Source organism: Streptomyces neyagawaensis, from assembly GCF_023516595.1.
GTDB lineage: Bacteria > Actinomycetota > Actinomycetes > Streptomycetales > Streptomycetaceae > Streptomyces > Streptomyces neyagawaensis.
The window spans coordinates 1-19301 of sequence record NZ_JAMGBG010000081.1; the positions used below are offsets into that span (position 1 = coordinate 1).

Sequence of the window (19301 nt, forward strand, 5' to 3'; positions counted from 1 at the left end):
CGGCCCGGTCACCAGTTCGAACACCGAGCCGTGGCCGACCGCACCGGGTTTCAGCGCCTCGGCGGTGAACTGTCCGGCCACGACCAGCGCCCCGACGAGCGCCGTCGGCAGCACCGACAGGACATGCGCGCAGGTCCGCCGCCACGGCTGCACCACCAGCACCGCGAAGGAGCCGTCGGTGCCCCGCCGGTGGGAGCGCAGCACCCCCAGGTTCGCGGCGATCATCACCGCGAGTCCCAGCAGCAGCTGGCCGAACTGGGTCTCGCGGTCGACGTCCTGGAGCACCGGGTAGGCGTCCTCGGGCTCGCCGCCCGGCCACAGCAGCAGCGCCAGGTACCCCGCCAGCGAGACCAGCACCAGGGGGTGCAGCAGCAGACGCCGCGCCTCCACGCGGGCCAGCGCGAGCACCGCCCGCAGGCCGTCCCCGGCCGACGGCGGCGCGGGCGCGGTGACCGGGGTCCGGGTCAGCGCCGTCATACCGCCACCTCCGTCACCGGGTCGCCGCCGAGGGCCAGCAGATAGCCGTCCTCCAGCGTCGGCTCGACCAGCCGGGCGCCCTCGGGCGGGTCCCCGACGTTGCGGAACTCGCCGGTGCCGGTGCGCCAGCCCGCCCGGGCGCCCGGCTGCCGCTCCGTGCTGCGCCACACCCGGCCGTCGGCCACCGCCGTCAGCTCGGCCGGGGTGCCGTCGAACCGCACCCGCCCCTTGTCCATGACCACCACCCGGTGGCACAGCATCGCGACGTCCTCCGTCTGGTGGGTGGACAGCAGCACCGTGCGGCCCTCGCCGGCCTCCGCGATCAGCTCCCTGAACCGCATCCGCTGCTCGGGGTCCAGGCCGACCGTGGGCTCGTCCAGGACGAGGAAGCCGGGGTCGCCGACCAGGGCGGCGGCCAGCGCCACACGCTGCTTCATCCCGCCGGAGAGTTTCCGGATCCTCTTTCCGCGCACGTCCGCGAGCCCGACCGCGTCGAGGACCCGGCGGGCCTCGGCATGCCGGGTCCGCCGGTCCGTCAGCTCTTTCAGGATGGCCACGTAGTCGACGAACTCGAAGGCGGTGAAGTCCGGGTGGAAGCCGGGGTTCTGCGGCAGATAGCCGAGGACCCGGCGGGCGTCCTGCCGCCCTGTGACGGTGCTCGGGTCGTGGCCGAGCACGGTGAACGCGCCGTTGTCCGGCACGGTCGCCGTGGCGAGGATCCGCAGCAGCGTCGTCTTGCCCGCGCCGTTCGGCCCGAGCAGGCCGGTGACGCCCTCGGTGAGGCGCAGCGTCACCTCGTCGACGGCCCTGGTGCCGCGGTAGCTCAGGGTCAGGCCGGCGGCCGAGACCGTGGGTCGTGTCATGACAGCCTCCTGGCTGCGGATCGAAGGGTGCGCGAGGATCGGAAGGACGGGCCGGGCAGGGCCCCGCTGTCGAAGCGGTCGCGTGCCGCCACGAGCAGCACCGTCGCCACCACGGCGACCGCCGCCGCCCCGCCCTGGCCCTCGGCGGTGAAGGGCAGCGGTGTGCCGGACGCCAGCAGGCGGCTCAGCGCCACCAGGGCGGCCCAGGCCCCGCCGACCAGCGCGGGCGCGAGGACGGGCCCCAGCCGGGCGGTCAGCGCGACGCCGGTCGAGGTGAGCGCGAGGGCCGGCAGCAGCCAGCCGAGCGCCGCGAGACCGAGCGACGGCAGCGCCAGACTCGCCAGGGCGCTCAGCGCCGTCGTCGTGGCGAGCACGGCGACGGTCCGCACCATCAGCAGCCGGAAGGTGTGCATCGGCGCGACGACGGCCGTCTCGTACATCGGGTCCAGGCCGGGGCCGAAGGACACGGCCACCCCCGCCAGCGGCAGCAACGGCGCCGTGGCCAGCAGCATCAGCGGGGACGCGTTGAGCGCCACGACGACCGCGAGGGCCAGGGTGAGCACCACGGCGCCGAGCCAGGAGCCCCGCAGCAGCGGGGTCGCCGCGAGCAGCCGCGCGGTGTGGTCGGCGACCCCGAACCGGATCAGCAGCGACTCGACGGGGCCGGGTCGCGGGGCGTCGAGTGCGGCGTCGAGCCGCGCCCAGCCCAAGTCGGTCGCGGCGGGCGGGACATGGGACCCGAGAGCCGTCCGGCAGTCGGCGCAGGCGGCGAGATGGGTCTCGACGGACCACAGTCGGGGTGGCGCCAGCGCTCCGGCGGCGTACTCCCGCAGGTCCGCGTCGTCCGTGTGCCAGCTCATGCCAGGCCCTCCCGCAGTTGCTTCCGGGCGCGCATGGCCCGGGTCTTGACCGTGCCGGGCGGTATGCCCAGCAGGACGGCCGCCTCACGGGTCGTCAGTCCGTCGATGACCGTGGCCTGGAGCACCGCCCGCAGTTCCGGCGAGAGCGCGGCGAGCGAGCCCGCCAGGTCGCCGTGGCGGACCCGGGCCAGCACCTGTTCCTCGGCGGACGCCTGGTCGCGGTGGCGCAGCCGGGCCAGCGCCTGCCGCAGCCGGCCGCGGGCGCCGTCGCCGCGCAGCGCGTCCACCAGCCGACGCGACCCGATCCGCCACAGCCAGCCCGCCACATCGCCCTCCCGGTGGTAGCGGGCCGCTCCCCGCCACACGTCGAGGAACGTCTCCTGCACCACGTCGTCGACCAGCACCGGATCGGCGCACCGCCCGCGCAACCGCAAGCCGAGCCACGGCGCGTAGTGGCGGTACAGCTCCTCGAAGGCGCGACGGTCGCCGTCCGCGACGGCCCGCATCAGCTCGGCGTCGCCCGGACTCCCCCGCTTCATCTCGCTCACACCCCCTCATCGGACGAGGGTGCCCCAACGGTTCACGTGGCCTCTCCCCCGACGGTCGAGGGGCCCCACCGACGTGTACGGCGGGACCCCTCGACCGGCAACGGGCACGGGAACGGCCGAGGGAATCGGCCGGGCGACTCAGCGCAGGCGGACCCGCAGCGCGTAGAAGCGGGTCGTCTGGGCGGCGTTCTGGTTGTCGTCGCTGACGAGCAGCACGTCCAGGCGGCCTCGGTGGTGCCCGGTGACCGTTATGCCCTCGATGTTGTCGAGCAGCGGGTTGGGCTGCGGCTGCTTCGCGGTGGCGCCGAGGCTCGGGCAGTTGACGAGGTCGGCGAGAAGGGTCTTGCGGACGAGCCGTACGCCGTCGTCGCCGCCGGTGAGGACGTCGACGCCGCTGGTGTCGGTGGCCCGGCGGGTGTCGGCGAGGTAGAGGCGGACGGTGTTGCCGACGCCCGCGGTGAAGCCGCGTTCCAGGACGAGCAGCCGCCCGCCGGGCAGCCCGGCGGCCTCCACGACCCCGAGGCCGGTGTCGGCGCGGTAGCCGTACTGGGCGCCGAGCCGGAAGTCCCGGCCGCCGCCGTGCCGCCGCCAGGTCTGGAAGCGGACGACATCGGTGGTGTCGCCGGCGAGCGCCTCCTCCATGGTGGCGAGGAGGGTGCGTCCGCCGGGCAGGAGGGTGAGCCCCTCGAAGGTCTGGTTGGCGGTGGCCCGCCCGGCGGGGGCGACCCTCAGCGCGTCGGGCACCGGCAGGTCGCCCAGCGGGCGGCCCGTACGGTCGTACCGGCGTACGGACGGCTCGGTCTCCGAGGCGACCAGGCGGGTGCCGTCCCGGTCGACGACGAGGCCCTCGGCGTCGAGCGCGGCACCGGTGTCGGTGGCCAGCGGCACCACGGCTCTCGGCCTGAGGGTGCGGGCGTCGAGGGCGAAGAGGGCGGAGCGGTCGGAGAGCGCGAGGAGAGAGCCGTCGGTGTCGGTGGCGAGGGCGGAGAAGTTGCCGACGAAGGCGTCCCCGTACGTCGTCTTGTCGAGGGCGTCGGAGTAGCCGGCGATGGACACGGAGGGCGAACAGGCCCTGGCGGCCTGGGCGTTCGCCGGTCCGGCGGCGGTGAGACAGGCGGCCGCGGCGAGACCGGCGGTGGCGGCGGCCAGTGCGGTCCGCAGGCGGGTCGTCGAAGGGGGTGTCGGGCGCATGGCGGTCACCGTAGGGCGGCTCGATGCCGTCGAGGTGGACTCCCCGTGAATCGGCCGGATCCGTCCGCCGCGAGCCCCGGAAACAGCGAAGGCAAGGAGTCACGCACTCCTTGCCACTCTCAACGTATAGCGCATGGGGGGCCTTGCGGCAAGGCCCCCTCCGTCCCGCACAATCACCGGCCGAAGCCGTGGTCGACGGGAAATCGGCGGGAAGACGGGGGGCACTTCATGCGTGTGCTGTTGATGTCGTACGGATCGCGCGGGGACGTGGAGCCGCTGGCGGGACTCGCGGTGCGGCTGCGGGAACTCGGTGCCGAGGCGGTGGTGTGCGCGCCCCCGGACGAGGAGTTCGCGGAGCTGCTGGCCAGGGTCGGCGTCCCGCATGTGCCGTTCGGTCCGTCGGTGCGTGCGCTGGCGGTGGGGGCGAAACCGCCGACGCGGCAGGACGCGTTCCGGCTGGCGTCCGCTCTGGTCGCCGCGCACTTCGAGACGGTCGGCGCGGCGGCCGAGGGGTGCGACGCGCTCGTGGCGACCGGACTGCTGCCCGCCGGCGCCCGGTCCGTCGCCGAGCTGCACGGCCTGCGCTACGTGTACGCCGGTTTCCATCCGCTGGGGCTGCCGTCGCCGCACTTCCCGCCGCCGGGCCGCCCCGGCCCGCCGGCCCCGCCCGGCATGACGGACAACCGGGCGCTGTGGGACCTGGACGCCCAGCGGGTGAACGCCCTGTACGGCGAGGCCCTCAACACCCACCGGGCGGCGATCGGCCTCGCCCCGGTGGACAACGTCCGCGACCACGTCTTCACCGACCGGCCGTGGCTGGCGGCGGACCCGGTCCTCGGGCCCGTCGAGGGGCTGACCCACCTCGACGTGGTGCAGACCGGCGCGTGGTTGCTGCCGGACGAGCGCCCCCTGCCCGAGGACCTGTCGGCGTGGCTGGAGGCGGGCGAGCCCCCGGTGTACGTGGGCTTCGGCAGCATGGCCATGCGGTCGCCGGACATCGCCCGGATCGCCGTCGAGGCGGTCCGTGACCGGGGCCGCCGGGTGCTCGTCGGACGCGGCTGGGCCGGGCTCGGCCCGATCGACGACCGGGACGACTGCTTCGCCGTCGGCGAGGTCGGCCATCAGGCGCTGTTCCCCCGCGTGGCCGCCGTCGTGCACCACGGCGGCGCGGGCACCACCGTGACGGCCACCCGCTCCGGGGTACCGCAGGTGGTCGTGCCCCAGGTCGTGGACCAGCCGTACTGGGCGGGCCGGGTGGCCGACCTGGGCATCGGCGTGGCCCACGACGGCCCCGTCCCGACGTACGCGTCCCTGTCGGCGGCGCTGGAGGCGGCCCTGGCCCCCGAGACCGGCCGGCGGGCCAAGGCGGTCGCCACCACCGTCCGCACCGACGGCACGACGGTGGCCGCGCGGCTGCTGCTCGACGGGGCGGCCGGGGCCGACGCGGACACGCCCCTCGGGTCCGCGTGAGCCGTACCCCTGCGCCCGTGCCGTACATCCGGGTCCGCGTGAGCCGCTTCCCCACGCCCGTGCCGCACACCGGGGTCCGCCCCAGATCGGAGTCAGTCGCCGTGAATTCCCTGTCCACCAGCGCGTTCGACCTTCCCGAGCGTCTCGCCGCCAAGGCCGACCCGGCGCTGATCGCGGGTGACGAGCGGCATCTGGCGGCCGTCGCGGAGTGCCTGGAGCAGACGATCGCCGAGGTGTCCGCCCGTCTCGCCGCCGAGCGCAGGGCGCCGGGCGGCACGGGCAGGCAGGCGATGGACCGGGACGCGGAGATCCACCGGCTGAGCGCCCGGCTGCGCACCCTGCGCCGCTTCGGACTGGACCTGTGCCTGGGCCGCATGGTCGGCGCGGACGGCACCGACCCCGTCTACATCGGACGGCTCGGCCTCACCGGCAGCACGGGCCGCCGGCTGCTCGTCGACTGGCGGTCCCCCGCGGCGGAGCCGTTCTTCGGGGCGACCCACGCCAACCCGATGGGGCTGGCGAGCCGCCGCAGGTATCGCTGGACGGACGGCCGGATCAGCGACTACTGGGACGAGGTGTTCACCCCGGACGGGTTCGAGGGGCATGCCGCGCTCGACGACCAGTCCGCCTTCATCGCGAGTCTCGCCGGCAACCGGTCGGAGCGGATGCGGGACGTCCTCGGCACCATCCAGGCCGACCAGGACGCCGTCATCCGCGCGGGCTCCCGGGGCGCCCTCGTCGTCGACGGCGGTCCCGGCACCGGCAAGACCGTCGTCGCCCTGCACCGCTCGGCCTACCTCCTGCACGCCGACCCCCGTGTCGACCACCGCCGCGGCGGCATCCTCTTCGTCGGCCCGCACCGGCCCTACCTGTCGTACGTCGCCGACGTCCTGCCGAGCCTCGGTGAGGAGGGGGTGCGGATCTGTGTGCTGCGGGACCTGGTCGCCGAGGGCGAGGGCGCCGGGGTCGAGGCCGACCCGGAGGTGGCCCGGCTGAAGGCGTCCGCCGGCATGGTGCGGGCCATCGAGGAGGCCGTCCGGTTCTACGAGGAGCCGCCCACCAAGGGGCTGCTGGTCGAGACCCACTGGTCGGACGTGTGGGTGAGCCCCGACGACTGGGCCGAGGCGTTCGCGGCGGCGGAGCCCGGCACCCCGCACAACGAGGCCCGCGAGCAGGTGTGGGGCGAACTCCTCACGATCCTGGTGGACAAGCACGACAAGCACGACGACGGGACCTCGCCCGACCTGCTGAGGAAGGCGCTGGCACGGGACCGTGACCTGCTGGCCGTCTTCGACCACGCGTGGCCGCTGATCGAGGCGGCCGACCTGGTCGCGGACCTGTGGACGGTACCCGCCTATCTGCGCAGGTGCGCGCCCTGGCTCGGGCCCGACGACGTACGCAGGCTGCGGCGGGCGGGGGACCCTCAGGCGTGGACGGTGTCCGACCTGCCGCTCCTCGACGCGGCCCGGCAGCGGCTCGGCGACCCGGAGACCGCCCGGCGCAGGCGCCGCCGGGAGGCCGTCCTCGCCGCGCAGCGCGTCCGTATGGAACAGGTCGTCGACAACCTGATCGAGGCGGCGGCCGTCTCCGGAGCCGACGGGGACGACGGGGAGGGCCTCGTGGTGATGCTGCGGGGTGCGGACGCGCGGGTGAGCCTGGTCGACGAGTCCGAGGTGCCCACCGCCGACCCTGATCTGCTCGCCGGCCCGTTCGCGCACATCGTGGTGGACGAGGCGCAGGAACTGACCGACGCGGAGTGGCAGATGCTGCTGCTGCGCTGCCCGTCGCGGAGCTTCACCATCGTCGGGGACCGGGCGCAGGCCCGGCACGGGTTCACGGAGTCGTGGCGGGAGAGGCTGGAGCGGGTCGGTCTCGACCGCGTCGAACTGGCCTCTCTGAGCATCAACTACCGGACACCGGCGGAGATCATGGCGGAGGCCGAGCCGGTCATCCGGGTGGCGCTGCCGGACGCCAACGTCCCGACGTCCATCCGCGGCGGTGGCGTGCCCGTCCTGCACGGGTCCGTCGAGCGGCGGGACGCGATCCTGGAGGAGTGGCTCGCCGCACACGGCGAAGGGACCGCCTGTGTCATCGGCGATCCCTCGTTCCGGGCGACCTCACGGGTCCGCTCCCTGACCCCCGAGCTGGCGAAGGGTCTGGAGTTCGACCTGGTCGTCCTCGTCGACCCGCAGGACTTCGGCGCCGGCATCGAGGGAGCGGTGGACCACTACGTGGCGATGACCCGGGCGACCCAGCGGCTCGTCGTCCTGACGAGCGGCTGACGCCCGCGCGCCGTCGACGCTGGTCGGACGTCGACGGCGGGCGGTCGGACACAGGCGGCGGGCGGGCACCGGCCGGCGGGTCTCCGCCGGCCGGCGAGGCGCCGGATCAGCCAGTCGGCGGCACCGCCACGAACGCCTCCTTGGGGTCGCTGGTCGGCACGTAACGCTGCGCGCTCGCCGCGCTCGTCACGGGCACCAGGTCCTTGTGGATGACCTTGGCGACGGCCTGGATGCTGTTCACGCCGTACGTCATGTCGGGGTTGCCGTGGGTGAGGACGGTGATGCGGTAGTCACGGCCGCCGCCCTGGAACACGCCGACGGAGTGCACCCGCCAGCCGTGCGTGGCCCGGGACAGCCAGCCGTTCTTGACGTGCACCTTCACCGAGGACGGCGCACCGGCCGGGGTGCCCCAGCGCTGCGAGGAGACGACCTGGTTCATCAGCTTCAGCACGTAGGCGCGGGCGTTGTCGCTGAGGACGGTGTTCTTCTCGGCGAGGAGCGCGAGCAGCCGCTGCTCGTCGCGGACCGTGATCTGGGTGAGGCCCCAGTAGTTGTTCGCGCCGGGCTTGGTCTGGGTCATCTTGGCGGCCACCAGGAAGCCCTTGATCTTGGTCATGCCGAGCTGCTTCCACAGCGTGCTGGTGGCGGCGTTGTCGGACTTGGTGATCATCGCGGTGGCGAGCTTGGTCTCGCGGTCGGTGAGGAACCGGCCGGACTTCTTGGCGTCCCACAGGAGCGCCGCGAGCACGGTCACCTTCACCACGCTGGCCGAGTCGTACGCGGAACTGCCGCGCAGGGTGCAGGTGGTGTTGGTGGTCCGGTCGTAGACCCCGACAGCCATCGTGCCCTTGCGCTTGGCCACCGCCGCCGCGATGTCCTTCTGGAGCTTCTCGGCCAGCCCCGCCTTGTCCGAGGTGCAGGTGACCGGCGGCGGTGCGGCGACCGCGTTCGGCGCGAGGGCGACGGCCAGCGGTACGAGCAGTCCGACCCCTAGGCCCGTGGCGAGCACACGGGCCGCGCGGGACGTCCGGTGCGTCCGGGACATCCGGTGAGTCATTAAGGTTTCCCCCTTGAGTGACGGCGAACGCACTTGTGGCGCGTTCACCCCACTCGACTCGCAAAGATGACCGAAAGTTGCACGTCAGTTCGTGATTTCCAGCACAGTTTCGCGGCCGGTGCCAGCGGTCCCGGGCGACACCCCCTTGAACGCCAACGAAACGGACATCCACCCGTCATGCCCCAGTCGTGGACCACGCGCGCCGAGACCGACGCGGACATCCCCGCCGTACGTGCCGTCACCCTGGCGGCGTTCGGGCGGCCAGAGGAGGCCGACCTCGTCGAGGCGCTGCGCGCCGACGCCGGCTGGATCGATGGCCTGTCGATCGTCGCCACCGGGGAGGACGGCGCGGTCGTCGGCCACGCGCTGCTGACCCGCTGCCATGTCGACAGCACTCCGGCGCTGTGCCTGGCCCCGGTGGCGGTCCTGCCGGACCGTCAGCGGACCGGCGCGGGGGCGGCGGCCGTCCGGGCCGCGCTGCGGGCCGCCTCATCGAGGGGCGAACGTTTCGTCGTCGTCCTGGGCCACCCGGAGTACTACCCGCGGTTCGGCTTCGGCCGCGCCTCCCTGCACGGCATCCGCCTGACCGTCGACGTCCCCGACGAGGCCCTGATGGCCCTCGCCCTCGACCCCGCGCACCCCTTGCCGAGCGGCACCGTGCACTACGCGGCCCCGTTCGGCATCTGACCGGGCGTGTGCGGGGCGTCGCACCCTCGCCTCCGCACGCGAGCGCTGTGGCGGCGCGTGCGAGGCACGGGGCGCGGCCCCGGCCCCCTTTCAGGGGCGCGGGGAACCGCGCGAGAAACCACGGACCACCCGCACCCGCCAGAACTCGCCCCCTGCCCGCTCAGTGGTCCTCGGCGCAGAGGGCCGCGTCCACCGCGCCCTGCAGATGGCGGAGGCTGTCGCCCGCCGCCGCCCAGGTGGTGGTGTAGACGGTGACGGTGCCCCGGCCGCCCGTGGCCCGCCCCCCGGCGACCGAGCTGCCGGGGAGGTCGCCGCCGTGGCCCCAGTAGGAGCCGCCGCAGCTGAGGGGGGTGGAGGAGACGCCGTAGCCGTAGCGGCTGCCCGGCGGGTAGACGTCGTGGCCGCCGACGTCGCTGGTGTCGGAGGTCATCAGGCGCACCGCCCAGCGGGGCAGGAGCCGGCCCCCGAACAGGCCGTCCCAGAAGGCGTTGAGGTCGCCGGGGGTGGTGACGAGCCCGCCGGACGCCCCGAACTCGTACCCCGGAAGTTCGGTCACGTCGACGTGGCCGGCCTCGGGGCGCGCGGGGTGGATGCCGTAGTTGCGGGCGTGCGGTCCACGCAGGGTCAGTTCGCCGGGCGCGGGCCAGTAGGTGTGGTCCAGGCGCAGCGGGCGCAGGATCACGCGCTCGACGTACGTCCGGTAGTCGGTGCCGGAGACCTTGTCGATCAGCATGCCGAGGACCAGGTAGTTGGTGTTGGAGTACCCCCAGTCGGTGCCCGGCGGGAAGACGGGCTCCTCGGCCAGGGCGAGGGCCAGGTACTCCTCCTCGGTGCCGGGTCTGCTCCAGTCGACGAGCGTGGCGTACTCCGGCAGCCCGCTGGTCTGCATCAGCAACTGCCGTACGGTGATGTCGCGTCGGGCGAGCTGCGGCAGATAGGTGCCCGCCCGGTCGCCGAGCCGTATCCGTCCGTCGGCGACGAGGCGCATCACCGCCGTCGCGGTGAACGCCTTGGTGTTGCTGGCCATCCGGAACCGGCCGGCGGGCCCGACCATGGGCCGCCCCGACACCCTGTCCGCGACCCCGGCCCGGCGGGTGGTCCTCCCGTCGTGGGCGAGGGCCCCGGGCACCCCGTCCCGTTCGACGAGCAGATCCAACTGCCGTTGCACGGGGTCGGGTTGCCGGGCCGCGGCCATCGGGGCCGAGACCCCGATGAGCGTGGCGGCGAGCAGGACGGCGGTCACGGCACGATGTGTGCGGCGCATCTGTGTTCCCCCTGGGTGAAGACGTGCGTCTCCCCCGACCCTCCCAGCCCCGGCCGCCGAGATCACTGCGCCGGACCCCCGCATCGCTCCTGGGGCGGGCCCCCTTGACGCCCCGGTCGTCCCGCGCCACCCGCTTGATAGGCAAGTCATTGCTTGCCTATCGTGGAGAGCATGGCGGAGGATGTGTTCAAGGCGCTGGCCGACCCGACCCGGCGGCGCATCCTCGACGAGCTGGTGGAACGGGACGGGCAGACGCTGTTCGAGATATGCGCGCGGCTGGTCACCAAGCACGGTCTCGGGCTGTCCCGGCAGGCGATCAGCCAGCATCTGGCCGTCCTGGAGTCAGCGGGTCTGGTCGTCACGCGCCGCCAGGGCCGCTACAAGTTCCATGATCTGAACACTGAGCCCCTGGAGCGCATCATGACCCGATGGCTCAGGCCCGACGGACCGGAGAGCACCCCATGAGGATCCACATCACCAGCGTCTTCGTCGACGACCAGGAGAAGGCCCTGCGCTTCTACACGGACGTGCTGGGCTTCGTGAAGAAGCACGACGTCCCGATGGGCGGCACGGACCGGTGGCTGACCGTGGTCTCCCCGGAGGAGCCCGAGGGGACCGAGCTGCTCCTGGAGCCCTCCGGCCACCCGGCGGTGCGGCCGTACAAGGCGGCTCTGGTCGAGGACGGCATCCCGGCCACGTCCTTCGCCGTGGACGACGTCCCCGCGGAGTACGACCGCCTGAGCGCGCTCGGCGTGCGCTTCACCCAGCCGCCGCTGGAGATGGGCCCGGTCACCACCGCCGTCCTGGACGACACCTGCGGCAACCTGATCCAGCTCGTCCACAGCGCGTAGGCCCCGCACTACCCCGGAGGGCGGCGCATCCCGAGCAGGAACCGCGTCACCCGCGTCCTGCGCACCCCGTACTCGTACGCCACGAGGATCACCACGAGTGAACCGGTCACGATCGCCGCGTACTTGACGGCGATCGGCGCGCTCCAGCCCACCACCCCGTAGGCGAAGGCCACCACGACCGGCTGGTGCAGGACGTAGAGCGGCATCGCCGCGAGCGAGAGGTACGGCCATACGTCCCGCCCGCCTCCGCGCGCGCCCTCGACGGGCCCGGCGGAGGGGCGCCGCCGGTCCAGCAGGCCCAGGATCGCCAGGACCCAGCACCAGCCCGCCGCCCCGAACAGGGCCCGGGTGAGCAGCGCGAGCGGCGCCCAGGAGGTGAAGGGGTCCTCGTCGCCGGCGGCGACGAAGCCGGGGGCCGTCGCGGCGAACAGGGCGAGGCCGAGCACACCGACCGGCACGGCGACCCGGCGCAGGGCGGCACGGACGCGCGGGTCGTCGGCCAGGGCGTACCCCATGAGGAAGAACAGCAGATAGGCCCAGCGGTTCCAGCCCGCGAAGCTCTCCTCCATGCCGAGGAACGCGTTGACGAGGGCGAGCGGGAGGGCCGGGAGCAACAGGAGGGACGGGTGGCGGGGCACCGCCGCCGCGATGCGGTCCCCGCCGACCGCGAGCAGCCCGGCGACCGGCACGAGGAGGAGGCAGAAGGCGAGCAGGAGCACGACGAACCACAGGTGCCCCGTCTCGAAGTAACGGCCGTCGACGACGAACGGGAAGTCGGCGAGGTCCGGCTGCACGGTGAGGAAACGCAGCCAGAATCGCCCGTACGACTCGTCGTACGCCGGGTCCGCCGCCCTCAGCCGCAGCCACTGCGGGAGCGGGTTGAGGGCGAGGGACGCGAAGACGAGCGGCACGCCGAGGCGCAGCAGGCGTTCCCGGGCGAACCCGGCGGGGCCGCGGCGGCGCAGGGAGTGCCGGGCGCCGAGGCCCGCGACGAGGAACAGCATGGGCATCGCCCACACCACGCCGAGCCCGGCGAGCACGGTCACGACGTCGGTCGTGTCGCCGTTCTTGACGTAGAAGTCGTCGTCCGGGGAGAAGACGAGGGCCGCGTGGAAGAAGACCAGGCCGAGCACGACCAGGGCGCGCAGTACGTCGAGTTCCCCGCGTCGAGGAGCGGGCGCCGCCGCGCGTGGCTCAGCCTCCGGGTCCATCTCCCCTCCCCCGGGCCCAGTGTGGAGGACCGGCGCGTACGGACGACAGGGTTCCTCCGCCGGGAAACGCGTGGCCGGGGGGCCCGTTCGGCGCGTAGCCTCGGCGTCCATGACGATCACCCTGCGGACGATCCACGACGTGCCCGTGCTGCTGTGCGCCCCCGAGGGCGAGCCGATCGCCTGCGAGAGCGATGTGCTGGATCTCATCGGCGACGCCGGGTACCACGGCGCCGCGTGGGTCGTCGTCCCCGTCGAGCGGTTCGACGAGTCGTTCTTCCAGCTGCGGACCCGGGTCGCCGGCGACATCGTCCAGAAGTTCGTGCAGTACCGCGTGGGCCTCGCCGTCGTCGGCGACATCTCCCGCCACACGACGGCGAGTACGGCCCTGCGGGACTTCGTCCGTGAGTGCAACCGCAACCGTCAGACGTGGTTCGTGTCCGACCTCGACGAGTTGGGTGAGCGGTTGAGGGGCTGAGACCGGCCCGCCGTGCCGCTCACACCAGTTCGAGACGTCGTTCCGGCCTGGGCAGCGGCGCGGCCTTCGGCTCCCACCGCCCGGCGACGCGCGCGTAGCCGTAGATCACGGACCCCATGGCGGTGAGCAGCATCGGTCCGGCGACCCACGGGTACCTGGCCATCTCCTCCGGCAGCCAGCGGTACGACACCAGCAGCGCCACGAACACCGTCGAGCCGTAGGCGACCAGCTGGAGTCCCGAGCGGTCCCAGCCCCGGTCGTAGGTGCGCAGGGCCGCCTCGATGGTGAGGGTGAACACGACACCTGCGATGAGGTCCACCCCGTAGTGGTAGCCGAAGCCGAGCGTCGCGCAGAGCGTGGCGACCAGCCAGAACGTGCCCGCGTGGCGCAGGGCTCGGGGGCCGCCGCGGGAATGGAGGAAGATCGCGGTGGCCCACGCGGTGTGCAGGCTGGGCATGCAGTTGCGGGGGGTGATCCCGTCGTACGGCATGGCCTCCGGGACGCCGATCGGCGGGGCCGTGTGCGGCCACAGGTCGGCCACGGCCCAGTGCTCGCCGCCGGTTCCCATGGCGCCGCCGCCGTAGGCGAAGACCGGCCCCACCACTGGGAAGATCATGTAGATGCCGGGGCCGAGGAGGCCGATCACCAGGAAGGTGCGCACCAGGTGGTGGCGGGGGAAGCGGCGTTCGGCCACCACATGGCGGAGCTGGTAGAGGGCGACGGCGACGGCGGCCACCGCGAGCTGGATGTAGATCCAGTCCAGGAGGTGGGTGCCGACGGGTCCGGTGGCCCGGACCAGCCGGCCCATCAGCCATGACGGGTTGCCGAGCGCGTGGTCGGCGGAGGCCAGGTACTGGTCGAGCACCAGCGGCTGGGTCTTGGAGGTGATGAGCAGCCACGTGTCACCGGTCTTGCGGCCGGCCACCAGCAGCAGCCCCAGCCCGACCCCCTTGAGGAGCAGGGTTCTGTCCCGGCCGGTGCGGCGGGTGAGGGCGATGACGGCGCAGCCGAGGATCACCCACAGCGCGCCGTTGCCGAACATCATGTCGGCGCCCGCGGCCCACCGCACCAGGAAGAAGACGAGGTCGATGCCGACGGCGACGGCGGCCGCGATCAGTCGTTGCCGCCAGGTGAGCACCACCATCGTCAGCGCCATGCTGGCGTACAGCAACGGCCCCGATTTGGGGGCGAACACGACTTCTCGGGCCTGGTTGGTGAGCGGTCCCGGCAGACCGTAGTGGCGGGCGGCGATCTCCAGCGCGACGAAGAACCCCAGCGCCGTCACACTGACCGCGACCCACAGCAGGACGCGGGGGCGGCGCCATTCGACGGAGGAGATTCCGCTGCTTATTCGCGAGAACACCCGCGAGGCTATGGATATCAACTTATACGGCCATGGTGTCGTTCAGTCGGCTGGGTCTCTTCGCACTGGACGGCATGGGTTCTCCGGTGAACGGTTCGGGTCGGTCGGCTGGTCACACGTCGTACACAGGGTTGCAGGCCCGGGAAGGAAGACGAAAGGGCACCCCCGGAGGTTGCCCTGCCGCCCCCGACCCGTCCGCCCGTCCGCCCGTCCGTCCGTCCGTCCGCCCGTCCGTCCGCCCGTCCGACCGACCGCCCGACCGACCGCCCGACCGACCGCCCGACCGACCGCCCGTCCGTTCGTCCGTTCGTCCGTTCGTCCGCCGGGACCCTCACCCCGCCGCGATGTGCAGGACGGCGTCGGCGCCGTCCAAGGTGGCCCGATTGAGGGGGAAATATCCCTGCGGGGGTGTGGTGTCGGTGCGGGTGCGGGCGGTCGGGATCGCGGCGGCCGGGGTCAGGGCCCAGGTGGAGATCCGGCGTTGCAGGCCGCCCTCGTAGGTGTCCGGGTCGGGTTCGCCGAGCGCGATGGCCTCGCTGCGCCCGAGGCTGCCGGCGACGAAGGCGTACCGCTCGCCCTCCAGCGACGCCACGACGGCTCCGGCGCCGTACCAGTTCACCTCCGCGTCCCCCATGCGCAGGGTGCCGGGGTTCCGCTGGAGGTGGAGGTTGTGGGAGAAGACCAGGGTCGGGCCGCGGCGGGCCTCGGTCCGGCGGATGTCGAGGAGGTTGCGGGCCATGAGCATGTCCCGGGTGACACACAGCCGGGTCACCCGCGCGCCCTCCTCGATGCGCTGGGCCGCCTCCCGGTGGTAGCGCAGCAGCCCGATGACGGCGGTGAGGTGGATCCTGGTCCGGGTCCAGGCGTCCCGCGAGGTCGCCGCGATGAGTTCCGGCGCGCGTTCGTGGAGAGCTGCGAGCATGTCGTCCGCGATCACCCGCAGCCGTGCGGCGTCCGTCGAGTCGCCGACCGACCGGGCGGGGTCCAGGACCGCCTCCGTACGGCTCCACCGCTCGTCGTCGCCCACCAGGTGGGCGAAGTCGAGATCCGGGCCGGGGGCCGGGCTGTGCCGCAGGTACGCGGCGGCGTGTTCGAGGTAGGGGCGGGGGCTGGGGGCGCTCATGGTCTCCAGCGGGGCGTCGAAGCCGTGGAACGTCAGCCTCTCCCCGGGCGCCCGGCCCTCGTTGTACCTGCGCATCCAGGCGATCAGCCGCCGGTTGCCGTCCAGTTCGCCGAAGCCGTGGGAGAAGCCGTCGCGCATCACCGTGTCGAGGGTGCCGATCCCCTCCCGGACGTAGTCGTCCACGGCGAGCGCGGCCACGCGATCCGTCTCCAGCGCGACGGAGCGGAAGCCGTGCCCGACCAGCTCGGCGAACAGGTCGTTGCGGAGCCGCGCGAAGGCCGGTTCCTGGTGGGTGGGTTCGCCGAGCGCCAGAAGGTCGCACGACGGGGGCACGAAGTCTCGGATGTCCTGACTCATGAGCCTCCATCGTATCTTTGAAGGTCCGGTTGAGACTTGGTGCCGCATTCCGCGTGCACAGCTGCTCGGCATGACCGTAAAGTCTCAAACGATGACGAGCCTGCGACCTTCCGATCTCGCGCGTGAGCACGGCCTGTCGGCCCAGGCGGTCCGCAACTACGAGCGGGACGGGTTCCTCCCGCCCGCCGAGCGCACGGACAGCGGCTACCGCGTCTACACCGAGCTGCACGCGGCGGCCCTGCGCGCCTTCCTCGCCCTCGTCCCGGCGTACGGGCACGGGGCCGCCGGCCGCATCATGCGCGCGCTCCACGGCGGTGCGCTCGACGAAGCGCTGACCCTCGTCGACCACGGCCACAGCCGACTGCTCCGCGACCGGGAGACCCTCGAAGCGGTACGGGACGCCCTCGGCCGGCTGACGACGGAGCACGCGGAGCACGCGGGGCATGCGGAGCCGACCGGGCCGGGGGCCCACCGGCCTTGGAGCGTCGGCGAGTTGGCCCGCCATCTGGAGGTCACCCCGGCGACGCTGCGGAAGTGGGAGGAGGCGGGCATCCTCGCCCCCGCGCGTGACCCGGCCACCGGGTACCGCGTCTTCCGCGCCGACGACGTCCGCGACGCCGAGCTCGCCCATCTACTGCGGCGCGGCGGCCGTCCACTCGACCACATCGCCACCGTGGTCCGGCGGATCCGCACGGCCGGCGGCGCGGAGGCCCTCACCTCCTCCCTCGACGACTGGCAGCACAGGCTGACCGCGCGAGGCGTCGCCATGCTCAACGCGGCCACCCACGTCAGCCGTTACCTGACCCTCCTGGACCTCCCGGCCCCGCCGTCCACCGCCTCGGCGCCTTCCGCCGCCGGCCCCCAGCACTCCTGACGTCGCACGTCAATGAGGGTCTCCCCTTGGATCAGGGCGCACAGCGGGCTTGCAGTGAACCGAAGTTGACGCGTTCTCAAAAACGTCACCGAACCGCCCCCTGCCGGTTACACACGGAATGACCCGTCCATGCCAATCTCTCGATTACCCACACAGTCAACCCGCGTAGACAGAGACTCCCCGAACCACCCCTCCGTCCACGCGGCCCTCTGGGAAGGGACAACCCCTCATGCCTGCTGCGCGGATACGCAGTTGGAAGACGGTCGCGCTCGCGACGTCGGCCGTGCTCGCCGGTCTCGTCCTGCCGGCGGCCACCGCCGCCCCCGCCTCGGCGACGACGACGGCGTACGACGACACGTACTACGCGAACGCGATCGGCAAGACCGGCACGGCGCTGAAGTCCTCGCTGCACACGATCATCAGCGACCAGACGTCCATCTCGTACTCGGCGGTCTGGAACGCGCTGAAGGTCACCGACCAGGACCCCAACAACAGCAGCAACGTGAAGCTGCTGTACAGCGGCATCTCCCGCAGCAAGTCCCTCAACGGCGGCAGCACCGGCAACTGGAACCGCGAGCACGTGTGGGCCCAGTCCCACGGCGACTTCGGCACCTCCGCCGGCCCCGGCACCGACCTGCACCACCTGCGGGCCGAGGACGTCCAGGTCAACGCCCGGCGCGGCAACCTCGACTTCGACAACGGCGGCAGCACCTTCACCAACAGCGGCGGCAGCCTCATCGACTCGAACTCCTTCGAGCCGCGCGACGCGGTCAAGGGCGACGTGGCCCGCATGATCCTCTACATGGCCGTCCGCTACGAAGGGGACGACGGCTGGCCCAACCTGGAGCCCAACGACTCCGTCGACAACGGCGGCACCCGCTTCCACGGCCGACTCTCCGTCCTGAAGGCCTGGAACGACGAGGACCCGCCGGACGCGTGGGAAGAGCGCCGCAACGACCTCATCTACTCCGACTACCAGGGCAACCGGAACCCGTTCATCGACCACCCGGAGTGGGTCGAGGCGATCTGGTAGCGGCGGCGCCGTGCCGCGCGGGCTCCCGGCCGACGAACGGCCGGGAGCCCGTCGCGTCGCCGGGGGCTGTCGGGGCGCTGCGCGCAGCCGGTCACCGGACCAGTTCGACGGTGAGGTGCGCCGACAGCGCCCGCAGGAAGTCGGCCGCGTCGAAGGCCGCCCCGGCGGAGACGACACCCTTCCTGCGGGTCCGCCCCGTGAGGACGCGGTCCACCGCCTCCACCGCGAGGGGCGCACTGACGGCGTAGATGTCCTGGCCGCGCGCCACGGCCCGCCGCTCCACCCCGCCGGAGCGGACGACGGCGTCGACGACGAAGGTCTGCGCGGAACGCCCTTGCTCGTCGGTGGCGGTGGGGGCCGGGGTGTCCGGGTTCGCGAGTTCACCGGCGGCCTCGACGGTCATGTACGTGGTCACGTCGGGGACGGACAGATGGCTGGGCACGGTGACGATGTCGGCCATGCTGAACTCGCCGATGACGGCCCTGGTGCCCATCGGCTCAGGGAAGGGCCACTTCAGGCCGGGCGCGGCGTCGTCCCGGTACTCCAGCCCGCCGTTCGCGTAGCGCACCCGGCGGCCGTCCCTGCGCTCGCGGGAGACGGCGCCCGCCGCGCGGGTCCCGGCCGTGGGGTGCCAGCCGCTCAGCCCGTACGCGATGTGCGCCTCGTCGGCCGCCTTCCAGTCCCCCATCGCCGCCGTGACGAGCAGGTCGCCGAGGCCGCCGTAGAACGCCATCGCCGGCACGATCAACGCCCCGGCGGCACGGGCCCGTTCGGTGAAGTGGGCGAAGGTGTCGGCGTTGGCCTCGATCTCGGCCGCCACGTCCACGTACGGGATCCCGGCGCGCAGGGCCGCCTCGATCACCGGGGCGGCGGTCACCGCGAAGGGCCCTGCGCAGTTGATCACCGCGTCCGCGCCGGCCAACGCGCGGTCGAGCGAGGCCGCGTCGTCGACGGAGGCCGTCCGGGCGTCGAGGGCCTGCCCGTGCTCCGGTCCCGGCTCGGCGGCCGCGAACGCCCGCAGCTTGCCGGCGTCCCGCCCCACCGCCACCGGGTGGAAACCGCGCGCCCGCAGCTCCGCCACCACGAACCGCCCGGTGTGCCCGTACGCGCCGAAGACCGCCACCGTGCGCCGCCCCGACCCCGTCGCCGTACCCATCGTCTCTCCCACCGTTCGTCGCCGTCGCCGTACGCGAAAAGCCGCACCTGGCACCGGCGTTCGGTCATCACGTCGATCCGTCGTTCCGTCGTTCCGTCGTGATGCGTTCCGTCGTTCCGTTGTGACCATCCTGGCGAGGGTGGTGGCCTCCTGGTGAGT

At 73.2% G+C, this 19301-nt stretch carries 18 protein-coding genes and 1 pseudogene; 8 read left to right on the forward strand and 11 right to left on the reverse strand.

The genetic code is table 11. The annotated features are described in order from the left end of the window. The 5 genes and pseudogenes from M8J73_RS29580 to M8J73_RS29600 all read right to left on the reverse strand — a co-directional run. Positions 1 to 477 (reverse strand): annotated as a pseudogene (locus M8J73_RS29580) (ABC transporter permease); the annotation flags it as partial. Next, positions 474 to 1340 carry an ABC transporter ATP-binding protein gene (locus M8J73_RS29585; protein ID WP_055537686.1) on the reverse strand — a complete coding sequence of 289 codons (867 nt, stop codon included), beginning with the start codon at positions 1338 to 1340 and terminating at the stop codon, positions 474 to 476. The pseudogene M8J73_RS29580 and the gene M8J73_RS29585, both read right to left, overlap by 4 nt. Continuing rightward, positions 1337 to 2200: a zf-HC2 domain-containing protein gene (locus M8J73_RS29590; RefSeq protein WP_055537685.1), complete on the reverse strand. Its 864-nt coding sequence runs from the start codon at positions 2198 to 2200 to the stop codon at positions 1337 to 1339. The genes M8J73_RS29585 and M8J73_RS29590 overlap by 4 nt, the downstream gene beginning before the upstream one ends. After that, on the reverse strand, positions 2197 to 2739 hold the full coding sequence (locus M8J73_RS29595; protein WP_107423926.1) for an RNA polymerase sigma factor: 543 nt from the start codon (positions 2737 to 2739) through the stop codon (positions 2197 to 2199). The genes M8J73_RS29590 and M8J73_RS29595 overlap by 4 nt, the downstream gene beginning before the upstream one ends. 147 nt (positions 2740 to 2886) lie before the next feature. Further along, positions 2887 to 3939: an esterase-like activity of phytase family protein gene (locus tag M8J73_RS29600; protein ID WP_055537688.1), complete on the reverse strand. Its 1053-nt coding sequence runs from the start codon at positions 3937 to 3939 to the stop codon at positions 2887 to 2889. A gap of 228 nt (positions 3940 to 4167) precedes the next feature. On the opposite strand from M8J73_RS29600, the gene M8J73_RS29605 reads away from it, so the two are divergent. After that, a complete protein-coding gene (locus M8J73_RS29605) occupies positions 4168 to 5409 on the forward strand; it encodes a glycosyltransferase (RefSeq protein WP_055537683.1) in 1242 nt (413 codons plus the stop codon). Between the two features lie 101 nt (positions 5410 to 5510). Then, positions 5511 to 7691 (forward strand): RNA polymerase recycling motor ATPase HelR, encoded by a 2181-nt coding sequence (gene helR, locus M8J73_RS29610; RefSeq protein WP_055537687.1) that lies wholly within the window; start codon positions 5511 to 5513, stop codon positions 7689 to 7691. A gap of 106 nt (positions 7692 to 7797) precedes the next feature. Here the strand turns inward: helR and M8J73_RS29615 are convergent, their stop codons facing one another. After that, positions 7798 to 8736: a serine hydrolase gene (locus tag M8J73_RS29615; protein WP_055537682.1), complete on the reverse strand. Its 939-nt coding sequence runs from the start codon at positions 8734 to 8736 to the stop codon at positions 7798 to 7800. A gap of 189 nt (positions 8737 to 8925) precedes the next feature. On the opposite strand from M8J73_RS29615, the gene M8J73_RS29620 reads away from it, so the two are divergent. Next, complete coding sequence (locus M8J73_RS29620; protein ID WP_055537681.1) at positions 8926 to 9435, forward strand: GNAT family N-acetyltransferase; 510 nt, start codon at positions 8926 to 8928, stop codon at positions 9433 to 9435. A gap of 160 nt (positions 9436 to 9595) precedes the next feature. Here the strand turns inward: M8J73_RS29620 and M8J73_RS29625 are convergent, their stop codons facing one another. Next, positions 9596 to 10699, reverse strand: coding sequence for a serine hydrolase domain-containing protein (locus tag M8J73_RS29625; RefSeq protein ID WP_055537680.1), 1104 nt, complete (start codon positions 10697 to 10699; stop codon positions 9596 to 9598). A 171-nt stretch (positions 10700 to 10870) separates the two neighbouring features. Here M8J73_RS29625 and M8J73_RS29630 point away from each other — a divergent pair, with 171 nt between their 5' ends. Together M8J73_RS29630 and M8J73_RS29635 are read left to right on the forward strand one after the other, a co-directional pair. Beyond that, the gene (locus M8J73_RS29630; RefSeq protein WP_055540406.1) at positions 10871 to 11164 is read left to right on the forward strand and encodes an ArsR/SmtB family transcription factor; all 294 of its coding nucleotides are present in this window, start codon (positions 10871 to 10873) and stop codon (positions 11162 to 11164) included. Beyond that, positions 11161 to 11550, forward strand: coding sequence for a VOC family protein (locus M8J73_RS29635; RefSeq protein ID WP_055521262.1), 390 nt, complete (start codon positions 11161 to 11163; stop codon positions 11548 to 11550). The genes M8J73_RS29630 and M8J73_RS29635 overlap by 4 nt, the downstream gene beginning before the upstream one ends. A gap of 8 nt (positions 11551 to 11558) precedes the next feature. Here the strand turns inward: M8J73_RS29635 and M8J73_RS29640 are convergent, their stop codons facing one another. Further along, positions 11559 to 12761 carry an acyltransferase family protein gene (locus M8J73_RS29640; RefSeq protein ID WP_249829290.1) on the reverse strand — a complete coding sequence of 401 codons (1203 nt, stop codon included), beginning with the start codon at positions 12759 to 12761 and terminating at the stop codon, positions 11559 to 11561. 109 nt (positions 12762 to 12870) lie between these two features. On the opposite strand from M8J73_RS29640, the gene M8J73_RS29645 reads away from it, so the two are divergent. Beyond that, positions 12871 to 13236 (forward strand): DUF4180 domain-containing protein, encoded by a 366-nt coding sequence (locus M8J73_RS29645; RefSeq protein ID WP_249829291.1) that lies wholly within the window; start codon positions 12871 to 12873, stop codon positions 13234 to 13236. Between the two features lie 19 nt (positions 13237 to 13255). On the opposite strand, the gene M8J73_RS29650 is transcribed toward M8J73_RS29645, so the two are convergent. Both M8J73_RS29650 and M8J73_RS29655 read right to left on the reverse strand, forming a co-directional pair. Further along, positions 13256 to 14599, reverse strand: coding sequence for a phosphatase PAP2 family protein (locus tag M8J73_RS29650; protein ID WP_169797814.1), 1344 nt, complete (start codon positions 14597 to 14599; stop codon positions 13256 to 13258). Between the two features lie 331 nt (positions 14600 to 14930). Then, positions 14931 to 16079 (reverse strand): erythromycin esterase family protein, encoded by a 1149-nt coding sequence (locus M8J73_RS29655; RefSeq protein ID WP_274757631.1) that lies wholly within the window; start codon positions 16077 to 16079, stop codon positions 14931 to 14933. A 91-nt stretch (positions 16080 to 16170) separates the two neighbouring features. Between M8J73_RS29655 and M8J73_RS29660 the strand changes: the two genes are divergently transcribed. Further along, positions 16171 to 16953 (forward strand): TioE family transcriptional regulator, encoded by a 783-nt coding sequence (locus tag M8J73_RS29660; RefSeq protein WP_055538798.1) that lies wholly within the window; start codon positions 16171 to 16173, stop codon positions 16951 to 16953. A 229-nt stretch (positions 16954 to 17182) separates the two neighbouring features. Continuing rightward, positions 17183 to 17986 (forward strand): endonuclease I family protein, encoded by an 804-nt coding sequence (locus tag M8J73_RS29665; RefSeq protein WP_055538797.1) that lies wholly within the window; start codon positions 17183 to 17185, stop codon positions 17984 to 17986. 91 nt (positions 17987 to 18077) lie between these two features. Here the strand turns inward: M8J73_RS29665 and M8J73_RS29670 are convergent, their stop codons facing one another. Beyond that, positions 18078 to 19142, reverse strand: a complete 1065-nt coding sequence (locus M8J73_RS29670; protein WP_055538796.1) for a saccharopine dehydrogenase family protein — start codon at positions 19140 to 19142, stop codon at positions 18078 to 18080. Between the last annotated feature and the right edge of the window lie 159 nt (positions 19143 to 19301).

Coding starts and splice junctions, on each gene's coding strand:
- M8J73_RS29585 (WP_055537686.1), bottom strand. CDS start 1,340: ATGACACGACCCACGGTCTCGGCCGCCGGCCTGACCCTGAGCTACCGC.
- M8J73_RS29590 (WP_055537685.1), bottom strand. CDS start 2,200: ATGAGCTGGCACACGGACGACGCGGACCTGCGGGAGTACGCCGCCGGA.
- M8J73_RS29595 (WP_107423926.1), bottom strand. CDS start 2,739: ATGAAGCGGGGGAGTCCGGGCGACGCCGAGCTGATGCGGGCCGTCGCG.
- M8J73_RS29600 (WP_055537688.1), bottom strand. CDS start 3,939: ATGCGCCCGACACCCCCTTCGACGACCCGCCTGCGGACCGCACTGGCC.
- M8J73_RS29605 (WP_055537683.1), top strand. CDS start 4,168: ATGCGTGTGCTGTTGATGTCGTACGGATCGCGCGGGGACGTGGAGCCG.
- M8J73_RS29615 (WP_055537682.1), bottom strand. CDS start 8,736: ATGTCCCGGACGCACCGGACGTCCCGCGCGGCCCGTGTGCTCGCCACG.
- M8J73_RS29620 (WP_055537681.1), top strand. CDS start 8,926: ATGCCCCAGTCGTGGACCACGCGCGCCGAGACCGACGCGGACATCCCC.
- M8J73_RS29625 (WP_055537680.1), bottom strand. CDS start 10,699: ATGCGCCGCACACATCGTGCCGTGACCGCCGTCCTGCTCGCCGCCACG.
- M8J73_RS29630 (WP_055540406.1), top strand. CDS start 10,871: ATGGCGGAGGATGTGTTCAAGGCGCTGGCCGACCCGACCCGGCGGCGC.
- M8J73_RS29635 (WP_055521262.1), top strand. CDS start 11,161: ATGAGGATCCACATCACCAGCGTCTTCGTCGACGACCAGGAGAAGGCC.
- M8J73_RS29640 (WP_249829290.1), bottom strand. CDS start 12,761: ATGGACCCGGAGGCTGAGCCACGCGCGGCGGCGCCCGCTCCTCGACGC.
- M8J73_RS29645 (WP_249829291.1), top strand. CDS start 12,871: ATGACGATCACCCTGCGGACGATCCACGACGTGCCCGTGCTGCTGTGC.
- M8J73_RS29655 (WP_274757631.1), bottom strand. CDS start 16,079: ATGAGTCAGGACATCCGAGACTTCGTGCCCCCGTCGTGCGACCTTCTG.
- M8J73_RS29660 (WP_055538798.1), top strand. CDS start 16,171: ATGACGAGCCTGCGACCTTCCGATCTCGCGCGTGAGCACGGCCTGTCG.
- M8J73_RS29665 (WP_055538797.1), top strand. CDS start 17,183: ATGCCTGCTGCGCGGATACGCAGTTGGAAGACGGTCGCGCTCGCGACG.
- M8J73_RS29670 (WP_055538796.1), bottom strand. CDS start 19,142: ATGGGTACGGCGACGGGGTCGGGGCGGCGCACGGTGGCGGTCTTCGGC.